Genomic DNA, 12,629 nt, shown 5'->3' on the forward strand with positions numbered 1-12,629 from the left:
CTGCCGGTCAGTGTGTGACCAGGATCTCCTCCAGGCTCACCAGCAGTTTGCCGTCGTGGAAAATATCCACTTTCGGGATGTTGCTGTGGTCGCCGTCCATTTCGAAACAGACCGCACGTCCGGTGATCACCTGGGCAGCCAGGGCGTCCACATTCTCCAGCTTCAGTTCCAGCGCCAGGGCGTGCGATTTGTCCTGGATGGCGCGTTTCACCAGCACCGGCACGATGGCCGAGGTGGCGACTTCCACGGTGCCATACACTCGAAACCTGGCGTTGCCCGGCATCTTGTCGTTCTGCGCGATCCAGCCTTTTGTTTTCAGGGACATTCCTTTGTACTCCATTCGATGGTGGGTGGGATGTTGCGTGCCCACTATCGAACAGCGCGGCTGCACCCGGCAGCCGGAAAGCTTTCAACCGTGCCAGGCGCGTCCCTGGTGAGCCAGCAGGCTGTGGGCCTGGTCCGGGCCATTGGAGCCGGCCGGGTAAGGGCGCGGGGCCTGGAAGTGCTCCTGCCAGCCAGTCAGGATCGGGTCGATCCAGGCCCATGCGGCCTCCACTTCGTCGCGGCGCATGAACAGGGTCGAGTCGCCGTCCAGAACATCCAGCAGCAGGCGTTCGTAGGCGTCCCAGCGTCGTGCCTGGGCGAACACCTGGGCCAGGTTCAGGTTCAGTTCCACCGGCTCCAGGCGCATGCCCTTGCCCGGTGCCTTGGTCATCATCTGCAGGCTGATGCGCTCATCGGGCTGCAGCTGGATCAGCAACTGGTTGGCCTGGTCGCCGTCGAACAGGCGATGGGGCACCGGCTTGAACTGGATGACGATCTGCGAAGAGCGCTTGGCCATGCGCTTGCCGGTACGCAGGTAGAAGGGCACGCCGGCCCAGCGCCAGTTGTTGATGTGGGCTTCGACGGCGACGAAGGTTTCGGTGTCGCTGTCGTTGTCCACGTCCTTCTCGAAGTAGTAGGCCGGAACCTCCTGCCCGCCGATCTTGCCGGCGCTGTACTGGCCGCGCACGGTCTTGTCCTGCACGTCCTGCCCGGTGATGGGTTTGAGGGCCTTGAGGATCTTGACCTTTTCATCGCGCACCGCCTCGGCCTCGAACTGCGCTGGTGGTTCCATGGCTACCAGGCAGAGCAGTTGCAGCAGGTGGTTCTGCAGCATGTCGCGGGTGGCGCCGGCACGGTCGTAGTAGCCGCCGCGGTTTTCCACGCCGAGGGTTTCGCACACGCTGATCTGCACGTGGTCCACCTGGTTGGTGCGCCACACCGGTTCCAGGAGCGCGTTGGCGAAGCGCAATGCCATGAGGTTCTGCACCGTCTCCTTGCCCAGGTAGTGGTCGATGCGAAACACCTGGGATTCGGCGAATACCGCGCCGATGGCGCTGTTGATCGTGGTGGCGGACTCCAGTGAGTGGCCGATGGGTTTTTCCAGCACGATACGCGCTTCGCTGTCGACCAGCCCGGCCACCTGCAGGTGGGTGGCGATGGGCACGAACAGGTTGGGTGCGGTGGCCAGGTAGTAGACCCGCGTCAGCCCGCCGGGCTCGCCCAGAAAGCGGGCGAGGCGGCCGAAATCGGCGCTCTGCATGGCGTCCATGGAGAAGTAGTCCAGGCGCGTGGAAAAGCGGTGCCACACCTCGTCGCTGAAGTCCTGGGGCACGATCTGGGCGCGGCAGCGGCGTTCCACCAGCTTGAGAAATTCAATCCGTGGCAAGGGCCGGCGGGCCAGGGCGATGATCCGCACGGCGTTGTGCAGACGGCCTTCGCGAAACAGGTGGTAGAGCGCTGGAAGCAGTTTGTTCAGGGCCAGATCGCCGGTGCCGCCGAACACCAGAATGTCGCACGGGATAGTCAATGCCACCACTCTCCAAGATCGTTTAGCTGGGCGGGTCGCCGGTCATGTAGTATAACTACAAGAAAGCTACAACCCGGTCAGCCGATCATAACCGAGTCCTGCCCTTGAATCTGTTGCAACACATCGCCCAGTCGCGCCATCTGCTACGCAAATCGGAACTGAAGGTTGCCGATCACGTATTGCTCGATCCAGCGGCTGTCATGCATAGCTCCATGGCTGATCTGGCGCACAGCGTCGGGATCAGCGAGCCGACCATTGTGCGTTTCTGCCGGGCGATCGGTTGCACCGGTTTCCAGGACCTCAAGCTCAAGCTGGCGCAAAGCCTGGCGGCGGGTGCGAGCTTCGGTCAGTTCGCGATTCATGAAGACGATTCGGTAGCCGACTACAGCCTGAAGATCTTCGACACCACCCTGCACACCCTGATGGAAGTGCGCGAGCACCTCGATGCCCAGGCATTGCAGCGCGCCGTGACGGCCATGGCCCAGGCGCAGCGCGTGGAATTCTACGGGTTTGGTGCATCGGGTGCGGTGGCTGCCGATGCCCAGCACAAGTTCTTCCGCCTGTTGCTGACGGCAGCGGCGTATTCCGACCCGCACATGCAGGCGATGTCGGCGGTCACCCTCAAGCCGGGTGATGTAGCGATCTGCATTTCCCAGTCAGGGCGTTCCAAGGACCTGCTGATCACTGCCAACCTGGTGCGTGAAAGCGGCGCGACGCTGATCACCCTGTGCCCGAGCCAGACCCCGCTGGCCGAATTGTCCACGGTCAACCTGGCCATCGACGTGCATGAAGACACCGAAATCTACACCCCGCTGACCTCGCGTATCGCCCACCTGGTGGTGATCGACGTGCTGGCCATGGGCGTTGCCATGGCGCGCGGGCCGAGCCTGGTCAACCACCTCAAGAGCGTCAAACGCAGCTTGCGCAGCCTGCGCCTGTCGCCCAAGTCGATCAAGGCGATGGACGACTGATCGTCTTGCACCGCCCGCACTGACGCCTTCGCTGGCTTGCCGGCGAAGGGCAGCACCGCATGCCACGCCTGATTGTTCATGCTTTTGTAACCCTCCCGCCGCCAAACCGTAACCCCGCCCGGGCACGCTGAAACTCCCCGCAATCGACCAGGGAGACACGCAATGGCTCGTGAATTCGATGGCTCGCACCAACCTACCGCCAAGTCCCGCAAGCAGCAGGAAAAGGATCAGCGCCGCATGGAGTTTCGCCGCGCGATCGAAAGCTATTCCGAGCAGCGCCAATTGCTGCAGGACATCGCCGACTACCCCGAACTGCACGCTGTCAGCGTATGGCAGGTGTCAGCGGCAACGTCCCCGAGAAACGCTCAACAAGCGCGCTGATCTGCGCACGTTCGCTGCGGATGAACGCAACAAAGGCCAGGGCCACCGGCGACTGCCGCTTGGCCTTGGCCTGCACCACGCACCAGCTGCGATACAGCGGCAGCTCCTCTACCGGCAGCTCGCGCAGCACCCCGGTGGCCAGTTCCATGTTCAGTGCATGGCGGGTCAAAAGGGCGATGCCAAGGCCTGCGATCACGCATTCGCGCTGGGCGTCGGCCGATGCCACTTCCAGGGTCTGGGTGAAGTGCACGCGCTTTTCCTTGAAGTACTCCTCGCACGCCTTGCGCGTGCCCGAACCCTGTTCGCGCACCAGCAGCGTATGCGGCTCCAGGTCCTGCAGGCGCAGGCTGTCGAGCGTGCACAGCGGGTGATCGGGCGGGGCCACGGCCACGATCGGGTTGTTCAGGAAGGGCAAAAACTCCAGGCCCATGTCCTGCGGCACCATCGACATGATGATCAGGTCGTCGCGGTTGTCCGACAGGCGCCGGATGGCCTGGGCGCGGTTGACCACGGTGAGGGTCAGGTTGACCTCCGGGTGCAGGCGCTTGAAGGCGGCGAACAGGTGCGGCACGAAGTACTTGGCGCTCGATTCCACCGCCAGCTTGAGCTGGCCCTGCAGCGAGCCCTGCATGTCCGACAGCTGCATGTCGAGGCTCTCCAGGCGTCCGAAGATGTCCCGGCTGGCGCGCTGCAGCGCCTCGGCGGCCTCGGTGAGGTAGAGCTTCTTGCCGACGTACTCGAACAGCGGCTGGCCTATCAGTTCTTCGAGCTGGCGGATCTGTAGACTAACGGCGGGTTGCGTCAGCGACATCTCCTCGGCGGCCCGGCTGTAGGAACGCAAATCACACACTTCATTGAAGATCTGCAATTGACGCAATGTCATACGCATCAATGACTTACGCATATTTCCCGTCGCCTCGGCAAAACCCTGTTACGGCACTATAAGCAATTGCTAATGCTGCCCCTAACAAATATTGATTTTTGTTTATTCACGTTCGGCGCTAGGGTGATTATACGACTGGCCAGCGACGTCTGGTCACGCGCCGACCGGTACTGCCGGTTCGTTTGTTACCAACGGCTTTGGGAAGACTCCAGTGATAAAAAAAATCCTGATCGCCAACCGGGGTGAAATCGCAGTACGCATCGTGCGTGCCTGCGCCGAGATGGGCATTCGCTCGGTGGCGATCTATTCCGACGCCGACCGTCACGCCCTGCACGTAAAGCGTGCGGACGAGGCCCATAGCATCGGTGCCGAACCCCTGGCCGGTTATCTCAACCCGCGCAAGCTGGTGAACCTGGCAGTGGAAACCGGCTGCGATGCGTTGCACCCGGGCTATGGTTTTCTGTCGGAGAACGCGGAGCTGGCGGACATCTGCGCCGAACGCGGGATCAAGTTCATCGGCCCGGCCGCCGAAGTCATTCGCCGCATGGGCGACAAGACCGAGGCGCGGCGCAGCATGATCAAGGCCGGCGTACCGGTCACCCCGGGCACCGAAGGCAACGTGGCCGACATCCACGAAGCCCTGGAAGAGGGCGACCGCATCGGTTACCCGGTTATGCTCAAGGCCACTTCCGGCGGCGGCGGGCGCGGCATTCGTCGCTGCAACAGCCGCGAAGAACTCGAGCAGGCCTTTCCGCGGGTGATTTCCGAAGCCACCAAGGCATTCGGTTCGGCCGAGGTGTTCCTGGAAAAATGCATCGTCAACCCCAAGCACATCGAGGCGCAGATCCTGGGTGACAGCTTCGGCAACGTGGTGCACCTGTTCGAGCGCGACTGCTCGATCCAGCGCCGCAACCAGAAGCTCATCGAGATCGCCCCCAGCCCGCAGCTGACCCCCGAACAGCGCGCCTACATCGGCGACCTGTCGGTGCGCGCGGCCAAGGCCGTGGGCTACGAGAATGCCGGTACCGTGGAGTTCCTGCTCGCCGATGGCGAGGTGTACTTCATGGAAATGAACACCCGGGTGCAGGTGGAGCACACCATCACCGAGGAAATCACCGGTATCGACATCGTTCGCGAACAGATCCGCATCGCCTCGGGCCTGCCGCTGTCGGTCAAGCAGGAAGACATCCAGCACCGCGGCTTCGCGCTGCAGTTCCGGATCAATGCAGAAGACCCGAAAAACAACTTTCTGCCCAGCTTCGGCAAGATCACCCGCTACTACGCCCCCGGCGGCCCGGGCGTACGCACCGACACGGCGATCTACACCGGCTACACCATCCCGCCGTTTTACGACTCGATGTGCCTGAAGCTGGTGGTCTGGGCGCTGACCTGGGAAGAAGCCATGGACCGCGGCCTGCGGGCCCTGGACGACATGCGCCTGCAGGGGGTCAAGACCACCGCCGCGTACTACCAGGAAATCCTGCGCAACCCGGAATTCCGTAGCGGCCAGTTCAACACCAGCTTCGTTGAAAGCCACCCCGAACTGACCAACTACTCGATCAAGCGCAAACCCGAAGAGCTGGCCCTGGCCATCGCCGCCGCCATCGCCGCCCACGCAGGCCTGTGAGGAACCCTACAATGTCCAAGAAAATTTTCGTAACCGACACGATCCTGCGCGACGCCCACCAATCGCTGCTGGCCACCCGCATGCGCACCGACGACATGCTGCCGATCTGCGACAAGCTCGACAAGGTGGGCTACTGGTCGCTGGAAGTGTGGGGCGGCGCGACCTTCGACGCCTGCGTGCGCTTCCTCAAGGAAGACCCGTGGGAGCGCCTGCGCAAGCTGCGCGCAGCACTGCCCAACACCCGTCTGCAGATGCTGCTGCGCGGCCAGAACCTGCTTGGCTACCGGCACTACAGCGATGACGTGGTCAAGGCCTTCGTGGCCAAGGCAGCAGTCAACGGCATCGATGTGTTCCGCATCTTCGACGCCATGAACGACGTGCGAAACCTGCGCGTGGCCATCGAGGCCGTGAAGGCGGCCGGCAAGCATGCCCAGGGCACCATCGCCTACACCACCAGCCCGGTGCACACCATCGAGGCGTTCGTGGCCCAGGCCAAGCAGATGGAAGCCATGGGCTGCGACTCCATCGCGATCAAGGACATGGCCGGCCTGCTGACCCCCTACGCCACCGGCGAGCTGGTCAAGGCACTCAAGGCCGAGCAGTCGCTGCCGGTGTTCATCCACAGCCACGACACGGCCGGCCTGGCCGCGATGTGCCAGCTCAAGGCCATCGAGAACGGTGCCGACCATATCGACACCGCCATCTCCAGCTTCGCCTGGGGCACCAGCCACCCGGGCACCGAATCGATGGTTGCAGCGCTCAAGGGCAGTGAGTTCGATACCGGCCTGGACCTGCAACTGCTGCAGGAGATCGGCCTGTACTTCTATGCCGTGCGCAAGAAGTACCACCAGTTCGAAAGCGAGTTCACCGCCGTGGATACCCGCGTGCAGGTCAACCAGGTACCGGGCGGGATGATTTCCAACCTGGCCAACCAGCTCAAGGAGCAGGGTGCGCTCAACCGCATGAACGAAGTGCTGGCCGAGATCCCGCGGGTGCGTGAAGACCTCGGCTTCCCGCCGCTGGTCACGCCCACCTCGCAGATCGTCGGCACCCAGGCGTTCTTCAACGTGCTGGCCGGCGAGCGCTACAAGACCATCACCAACGAGGTGAAGCTGTACCTGCAGGGTGGCTACGGCAAGGCACCGGGGGTGGTCGACGAGAAGCTGCGTCGCCAGGCCATCGGCAGCGAAGACGTCATCGACGTGCGCCCCGCCGACCTGCTCAAGCCCGAGATGACCAAGCTGCGTGCCGACATCGGCAGCCTGGCCAAGTCCGAAGAAGACGTGCTGACCTTCGCCATGTTCCCGGACATCGGGCGCAAGTTCCTTGAAGAGCGTGAAGCCGGCAGCCTGACCCCTGAAGTGCTGCTGCCGATTCCGGAAGCCGGCGCGGTGGCCTCGGCCGGTGGCGAAGGCGTACCAACCGAGTTCGTGATCGACGTGCACGGCGAGACCTACCGCGTGGATATCACCGGTGTGGGCGTCAAGGCCGAAGGCAAGCGCCACTTCTACCTGTCCATCGACGGCATGCCGGAAGAGGTGGTGTTCGAGCCGCTCAACGAATTCGTCGGCGGTGGCAGCAGCAAGCGCAAGCAGGCCAGCGAGCCGGGCCATGTGAGCACCACCATGCCGGGCAACATCGTCGATGTGCTGGTCAAGCAGGGCGACACGGTCAAGGCCGGCCAGGCGGTGCTGATCACCGAAGCGATGAAGATGGAAACCGAGGTGCAATCGGCCATCGCCGGCAAGGTTGCAGCCATACACGTGGCCAAGGGCGACCGGGTCAACCCGGGCGAGATCCTGATCGAGATCGAAGGCTGATTCAGGCCTTCATCTGCAAGCGGTTAACCTCTGGGGAGCGAATTGCTCCCCTTTTTTTATCTTCTGTTGGATACGCCCGCTTCGGGTACCCGCCTCACGCACCCGTACGGCACGCTTCCAGCGTCTTGAGCTGACCCTCTGGGCGCTGGTTGTCCTCGCTCAGCCAGCGTTCGAAACCAGCGGCAATGGCCGGCCATTCGTCATCGGTGATGGAGTACCAGGCCGTGTCGCGGTTGTGGTCCTTGGTCACCATGTGCTTGCGAAACACCCCTTCGAAGGTGAACCCGAAACGCTCGGCCGCGCGCTTGGAGCGGGCATTGTCGTTGTTGCACTTCCATTCCAGTCGCCGGTTGCCCAGGGCGAAGGCCTGCTTGCCCAGCAGGTAGATGGCCTCGGTGCCCTTGGGCGTGCGCTGCATGGCCGCGCCGAAGGCAATGTGGCCGATCTCGATACGGCCCTGCTCGGGCACGATCGACATCAGGCTGAGGATACCCTGGGTCTGCCCGCTGGCCAGGTCGATCACGCTGTAGAACAGCGGGTCGCTGCTGGCGGCGTTGCTGTCTAGCCAGTGGTCGAAGTCTTCGCGCTCGGTGAATGGTCCGTAGGCCAGGTACTTCCACAGTGTCTGGTCGGCCTCGGGGCCCTGGAACACCGCCCACAGGTGCTCGCGGTCGCGGCGCGGGTCGAGTTTTTCCAGGCGGATGAAGCGCCCGACCAGCGGGACAGGCTGCGGGGCCTTGGCCGGCCGCCAGTTCAACGGTGTGCTCATGGTGGCTTCTCCGATTACAGGGCTTTGCGGAACTGGATGAAACCCGGCCGTTCGGCCACCTGTTCATACAGCGAAATACCGGTGGCGTTGGTTTCATGGGTCAGCCAGTGCACCTTGGTGCAGCCGGCCTGGCGCGCCGTGTCGTACACCAGCTCGATCAGCTGGCGGCCCACGCCCTTGCCGCGCTGGTTGGCGTCGACATACAGATCCTGCAGGTAGCAGGCGTTTTCCACCGTCCAGTTGGAGCGGTGGTAGATCCAGTGCACCATGCCCACCGCCTTGCCATCGACCCAGGCCAGCGCAGCGTTGGTCGGCTCGCTGGTGTCGAGCATGCGCTGCCAGGTCACGGCACTGACCGCCTCATCGATGCGGGTCTCATAGAAACGCTGGTAGGCCTGCCACAGCGGCAGCCAGGCGGCGTGGTCATCGGCGGTCACGGGGCGCAGGGTCACGGTAGACATCGAAAGATCCTTGTGTGCGATACAGGGGTTGGCGAATGGCCCCATCCTAGGCAGGCTATTGGCTTATGGTAAGAGCCATTTCCGGCTTATTTGGCAGGTCCAATTTCATGAGCGAACGTAGCGTTGCCTTGCCCTTCGACCCCACCGGCATCGTGCTGGACCGTCGTCAGGGGCTCAGTCGCCAGTTGTACCAGGCGCTGCGCCAGCGCGTGCTGGACGGGCGACTGGGTAGCGGCACGCGTCTTCCCGCCACCCGCGACATGGCCGCAGCGCTGGCCGTCTCACGTAACAGCGTAGTTCGTGCCTACGACCAGCTGTATGCCGAAGGCTATATCGAAAGCCGGGTGGGCGATGGTACCTACGTCAGTCAGCTGCCAAAACTATCCACAAAACTGTCCACAGGGTTATCCCTGGGTTTTTCCACAGGGTTACCCACAAAAACGGGTGATTGCACTGAGGATTTATCCAGTAAAGTTATCCACACGGACGTGCTGGAGCGCCTGGAAAACAATCATTTATCCGTGCATGAGCCTCGTGCGCCGCGGGCTTTTCAGGTTGGCATACCGGCCTTCGACCTGTTCCCCTTCGAGGTGTGGGCCAAGCTGCAGGCGGGTTTCTGGCGAAATCCCGACCCGGCGTCACTCGGTTACGGCGACCCGGCCGGAGAACCGCTGCTGCGCGAGCTGATTGCCACCTACCTGCGTCGCTCCCGTGGGTTGTCCTGCGTGGCTGAACAAATTGTGATCACCAGTGGTGCGCAGCAGGCAATCAGCCTTTGTGCACAGCTGCTGCTGGCGCCCGGTGACGGTGTGGCTGTGGAAAACCCCGGCTATCGTGCGGCGGGCAAAGCCTTCGCCATGGCGGGCGCGAAGGTGCATGGCGTGGGGGTGGATCACGACGGGTTGCAGTGCGCTGCCCTGGCCCAGTTGCCCAACTGTCGCCTGAGCTACGTTACCCCCGCGCATCAGTACCCCACCGGCGTCACCCTGAGCCTGGCGCGGCGCCTGGAACTGCTGGCCTGGGCCGAGCGCAACGACAGCTGGATCATCGAGGACGACTACGACGGCGAGTACCGCTACAGCGGCGCGCCGTTGGCCCCGCTGGCAGCCCTGGACCGCAGCGGACGGGTGCTGTATGTCGGCACCTTCGGCAAGGTGGCCTTCCCGGCGCTGCGTCTGGGTTACCTTGTGCTGCCGGCCCGGCTGGTGGAGGCATTCTCGCGCTTTCGGGCGTTGGCGGTGCGCCATTCCGAGGTCGGCACACAGGCGGTGATGGCGCAGTTCATGGCCAAAGGGCACTTCCAGCGTCATATCCGGCGCATGCGCCGCGCGGCGTTGAGCCGGCGCAATGCGCTGCTGGCCGGCTGGCCGAAGGCTGTGGCGGGGCTGGGAGCCTTGCCGGAGGTGGCGGCGGGCCTGCACCTGAAGATCGACGTGCACAGCCAGGCGCGCGAGCGGGAACTGATCGCCCGTGCCGCAGCGGTGGGTGTCGAACTCAATGCGCTGAGTGATTACTGGTTGCCCGACACGCCGCTGCCTGTGGATAAGCGTGCCGGACTGGTGCTGGGGTTCGCGGCCGTGAACGAGGCCGCGATTGCCCAGGCCCTGGCACGCCTTGCACGTGCCTGGGCCGACTGAGCCTAGCCTTGACGGGCGCGCTCGAAGCCCTCGAGCACGTTGACCGCGTTGACGCCGATTTCGGCCACGGCATAGCCACCTTCCATGATGAACAGGGTCGGCTTGCCCAACTGCGCGATGCGCTCGCCCATGGCCAGGTAGTCGGGGCTGTCGAGCTTGAATTGCGAGATCGGGTCGTCCTTGAAGGTGTCCACGCCCAGCGAGATCACCAGCACTTCGGGGTCATACGCGCCGATGCGTTCGCAGGCTTCGTCCAGCGCGCCGCGCCAGGTGGCCCAGTCGCTGCCTGCCGGCAGCGGGTAGTTGAAGTTGCAGCCCAGCCCGTCGCCTTCGCCGTGCTCGTCGGCATAGCCGAGGAAGAACGGGAATTCGGCTTGCGGGTCGCCATGGATCGAGGCGAACAGCACGTCGTTGCGCGTGTAGAAGATCTGCTGGGTACCGTTGCCGTGGTGGTAGTCCACATCCAGGATCGCCACGCGCTGGCGACCGTGGTCGATGAAGGCCTGGGCGGCGATCGCGGCGTTGTTCAGATAGCAGTAGCCCCCCATCACGTCGCTGGCGGCATGATGCCCCGGTGGCCGGCACAGGGCGAAGGCGCTGTGGGCACCGGCCTGCACCGCCGCCTGTGCGGTCAGGGCAACCTGCGCCGAGCTGTAGGCGGCCTGCCAGGTGCCGGCGGTGATCGGTGCACCGGCGTCGAAGCTGTAATAGCCCAGCTCGCCATGCAGGCCGCTGGGTTTGACCTGGCGCAGGCTGCGCGCCGGCCAGGTGAACGGCAGCAGGTCGCCGTCATGGCCCAGTGCGCTCCAGCGCTGCCAGGCGCCCTGAAAGAAATCCAGGTAGTCGGCGCTGTGCACGCGCAGCAGCGGTGCGCGGCCAAAATCGGTAGGGCCTTCGACGGGCCCCAGGCCCTGGGCCTTGACCCGCTCGAGCACATGGTCGGCACGCGAGGGCATTTCGAAGCAGGGCATCAACTGCCCGTCGATCAGCTCGCAGCGGCCGTGGTGCAGGCGATGGTCATCGGAATAGATCGTCAGCATTTTTTGTTCTCCGGGTTTACTGGCGTGGCCCCATTGTCGAGAGGTACGCCCACCGGCAGAACGGCGCAAACGGCCAAAAGGGGATCGATATGGCCAACGCGGTTGTCCGCATTTCGCCCCCTCGCGGTGCATGCACGTGTTTCAGGCGCGAAAATGGCTCGGTGCCACGCCGCTCCAGCGCAGGAAGGCGTGTCGGAAGCTGGCCGGCTCGCTGAAGCCCAGCACCTCGGCGATGCGGTAGATCGGTAGCTCGTCCTCGGCCAGCAACTGCTTGGCCCGTTCGAAGCGCAGCTCATCGAGCAGTTGTTGATAACTGCTGCCCAGCTCGTGCAGGTGGCGACGCAGGGTGCGTGACGAACAGCTCATCTGCCGCGCCAGGCCCTCGAGGCCTGGTGGTGCCTCCAACTGCTGCTGCAGCAGCTGGCGAATGCGCCCGAGCCAGGCCTGGCGCCCGGTGAATTCCAGGTTCTGCCGGCGGCAGCGTTCGCTCATCGCACGGTGGGTGATCGGGTCGGCCAGGGGCAGGGCCCGGGCCAGCCAGTGGCGTTCGAAGGCAAAGGCATTGTCGCTGGCGCCGAACTGCAGGGGGCAGTCGAAAGGCGCGCTGTAGAGCGCCTGGTAATCCGGGGCAGGGTGAGCGAAACGCGCGCCCAGCAAGGGCAGCGGCTGGCCGAGCAGGTCGTTGCAGATGACCTTGAGCGACGTCAGGCAGAACTCGGCATTGAACGCCGCAAGCTCCGGGGCCTGGCCGTAGTCGCTGGCGCTGAACCAGACCCGCTCGCCGTCCTCGATCAGGCGCAGCTGGAAAAGTGTTCCCAGCAGCGCGGGGTACTGCAGGGCCAGGTGCAGGGCGTCACCCAGGGTGGCACCGGAAAGCAGGGCGTAACCGAGCATGCCGTAGGATGAAACGTGCATGCGCTGGCCCAGTTCCAGCCCGACTTCCCGGCGCATGGCCACGGCGTTGGCGCACACCCGCAGTTCCTGGTGCGTGGTGATGCGCCAGTCGGCGCGGCCCAGGTCGGCCGGGGTGATGCCGGTGCCTTCGAGCAGCCGCTGGGCGGCATGATCTTCGTCCTTGAAGGCCTGCAGCATCAGGGAAACCGCGTTCAGGGTGGTGAGGTGGGAATGGAGCATGCTCGGCATCCGGCTGAGGGGGCTTGGGGTTGAGTGAGCAATTTGTATGCCCTT

At 64.0% G+C, this 12,629-nt stretch carries 12 protein-coding genes; 5 read left to right on the plus strand and 7 right to left on the minus strand.

The features are described from left to right. Positions 1-7: 7 nt before the first annotated feature. Both ACPRTJ_RS10505 and zwf read right to left on the minus strand, forming a co-directional pair. Complete coding sequence (locus ACPRTJ_RS10505) at positions 8-325, minus strand: hypothetical protein (RefSeq protein ID WP_426428787.1); 318 nt, start codon at positions 323-325, stop codon at positions 8-10. Between the two features lie 84 nt (positions 326-409). After that, positions 410-1,852 carry a glucose-6-phosphate dehydrogenase gene (gene zwf, locus ACPRTJ_RS10510; RefSeq protein ID WP_426429102.1) on the minus strand — a complete coding sequence of 481 codons (1,443 nt, stop codon included), beginning with the start codon at positions 1,850-1,852 and terminating at the stop codon, positions 410-412. Positions 1,853-1,956: 104 nt separating this feature from the next. Here zwf and hexR point away from each other — a divergent pair, with 104 nt between their 5' ends. After that, complete coding sequence (hexR, locus tag ACPRTJ_RS10515; protein WP_043861524.1) at positions 1,957-2,823, plus strand: transcriptional regulator HexR; 867 nt, start codon at positions 1,957-1,959, stop codon at positions 2,821-2,823. 162 nt (positions 2,824-2,985) lie between these two features. Then, the gene (locus ACPRTJ_RS10520; protein WP_078481432.1) at positions 2,986-3,204 is read left to right on the plus strand and encodes a PA3496 family putative envelope integrity protein; all 219 of its coding nucleotides are present in this window, start codon (positions 2,986-2,988) and stop codon (positions 3,202-3,204) included. Here ACPRTJ_RS10520 and ACPRTJ_RS10525 read toward each other — a convergent pair. After that, positions 3,146-4,093, minus strand: coding sequence for a LysR family transcriptional regulator (locus ACPRTJ_RS10525; RefSeq protein ID WP_426428789.1), 948 nt, complete (start codon positions 4,091-4,093; stop codon positions 3,146-3,148). The genes ACPRTJ_RS10520 and ACPRTJ_RS10525 overlap by 59 nt on opposite strands. Positions 4,094-4,298: 205 nt before the next feature. On the opposite strand from ACPRTJ_RS10525, the gene ACPRTJ_RS10530 reads away from it, so the two are divergent. Beyond that, positions 4,299-5,714, plus strand: a complete 1,416-nt coding sequence (locus ACPRTJ_RS10530) for an acetyl-CoA carboxylase biotin carboxylase subunit (protein WP_043861526.1) — start codon at positions 4,299-4,301, stop codon at positions 5,712-5,714. A gap of 11 nt (positions 5,715-5,725) precedes the next feature. Then, positions 5,726-7,534 (plus strand): sodium-extruding oxaloacetate decarboxylase subunit alpha, encoded by a 1,809-nt coding sequence (oadA, locus tag ACPRTJ_RS10535; RefSeq protein WP_043861527.1) that lies wholly within the window; start codon positions 5,726-5,728, stop codon positions 7,532-7,534. A gap of 94 nt (positions 7,535-7,628) precedes the next feature. On the opposite strand, the gene ACPRTJ_RS10540 is transcribed toward oadA, so the two are convergent. Both ACPRTJ_RS10540 and ACPRTJ_RS10545 read right to left on the minus strand, forming a co-directional pair. Then, positions 7,629-8,303, minus strand: a complete 675-nt coding sequence (locus ACPRTJ_RS10540; RefSeq protein ID WP_054916454.1) for a GNAT family N-acetyltransferase — start codon at positions 8,301-8,303, stop codon at positions 7,629-7,631. A gap of 14 nt (positions 8,304-8,317) precedes the next feature. Continuing rightward, on the minus strand, positions 8,318-8,764 hold the full coding sequence (locus ACPRTJ_RS10545) for a GNAT family N-acetyltransferase (protein WP_043861529.1): 447 nt from the start codon (positions 8,762-8,764) through the stop codon (positions 8,318-8,320). 107 nt (positions 8,765-8,871) lie between these two features. Between ACPRTJ_RS10545 and ACPRTJ_RS10550 the strand changes: the two genes are divergently transcribed. Further along, positions 8,872-10,401 (plus strand): PLP-dependent aminotransferase family protein, encoded by a 1,530-nt coding sequence (locus ACPRTJ_RS10550; protein ID WP_426428792.1) that lies wholly within the window; start codon positions 8,872-8,874, stop codon positions 10,399-10,401. A 2-nt stretch (positions 10,402-10,403) separates the two neighbouring features. Here ACPRTJ_RS10550 and ACPRTJ_RS10555 read toward each other — a convergent pair whose 3' ends face one another. Together ACPRTJ_RS10555 and ACPRTJ_RS10560 are read right to left on the minus strand one after the other, a co-directional pair. Further along, entirely contained in the window at positions 10,404-11,441 is a 1,038-nt protein-coding gene (locus ACPRTJ_RS10555) for a histone deacetylase family protein (protein WP_054916456.1), read from the minus strand. Between the two features lie 141 nt (positions 11,442-11,582). Next, a complete protein-coding gene (locus ACPRTJ_RS10560; RefSeq protein WP_100634858.1) occupies positions 11,583-12,575 on the minus strand; it encodes an AraC family transcriptional regulator in 993 nt (330 codons plus the stop codon). Between the last annotated feature and the right edge of the window lie 54 nt (positions 12,576-12,629).

The organism is Pseudomonas palmensis, from assembly GCF_049942755.1.
GTDB classification, from domain to species: Bacteria; Pseudomonadota; Gammaproteobacteria; order Pseudomonadales; family Pseudomonadaceae; genus Aquipseudomonas; species Aquipseudomonas palmensis.

Coding starts and splice junctions, on each gene's coding strand:
- ACPRTJ_RS10505 (WP_426428787.1), bottom strand. CDS start 325: ATGTCCCTGAAAACAAAAGGCTGGATCGCGCAGAACGACAAGATGCCG.
- ACPRTJ_RS10520 (WP_078481432.1), top strand. CDS start 2,986: ATGGCTCGTGAATTCGATGGCTCGCACCAACCTACCGCCAAGTCCCGC.
- ACPRTJ_RS10525 (WP_426428789.1), bottom strand. CDS start 4,093: ATGCGTATGACATTGCGTCAATTGCAGATCTTCAATGAAGTGTGTGAT.
- oadA (WP_043861527.1), top strand. CDS start 5,726: ATGTCCAAGAAAATTTTCGTAACCGACACGATCCTGCGCGACGCCCAC.
- ACPRTJ_RS10540 (WP_054916454.1), bottom strand. CDS start 8,303: ATGAGCACACCGTTGAACTGGCGGCCGGCCAAGGCCCCGCAGCCTGTC.
- ACPRTJ_RS10545 (WP_043861529.1), bottom strand. CDS start 8,764: ATGTCTACCGTGACCCTGCGCCCCGTGACCGCCGATGACCACGCCGCC.
- ACPRTJ_RS10550 (WP_426428792.1), top strand. CDS start 8,872: ATGAGCGAACGTAGCGTTGCCTTGCCCTTCGACCCCACCGGCATCGTG.
- ACPRTJ_RS10555 (WP_054916456.1), bottom strand. CDS start 11,441: ATGCTGACGATCTATTCCGATGACCATCGCCTGCACCACGGCCGCTGC.
- ACPRTJ_RS10560 (WP_100634858.1), bottom strand. CDS start 12,575: ATGCTCCATTCCCACCTCACCACCCTGAACGCGGTTTCCCTGATGCTG.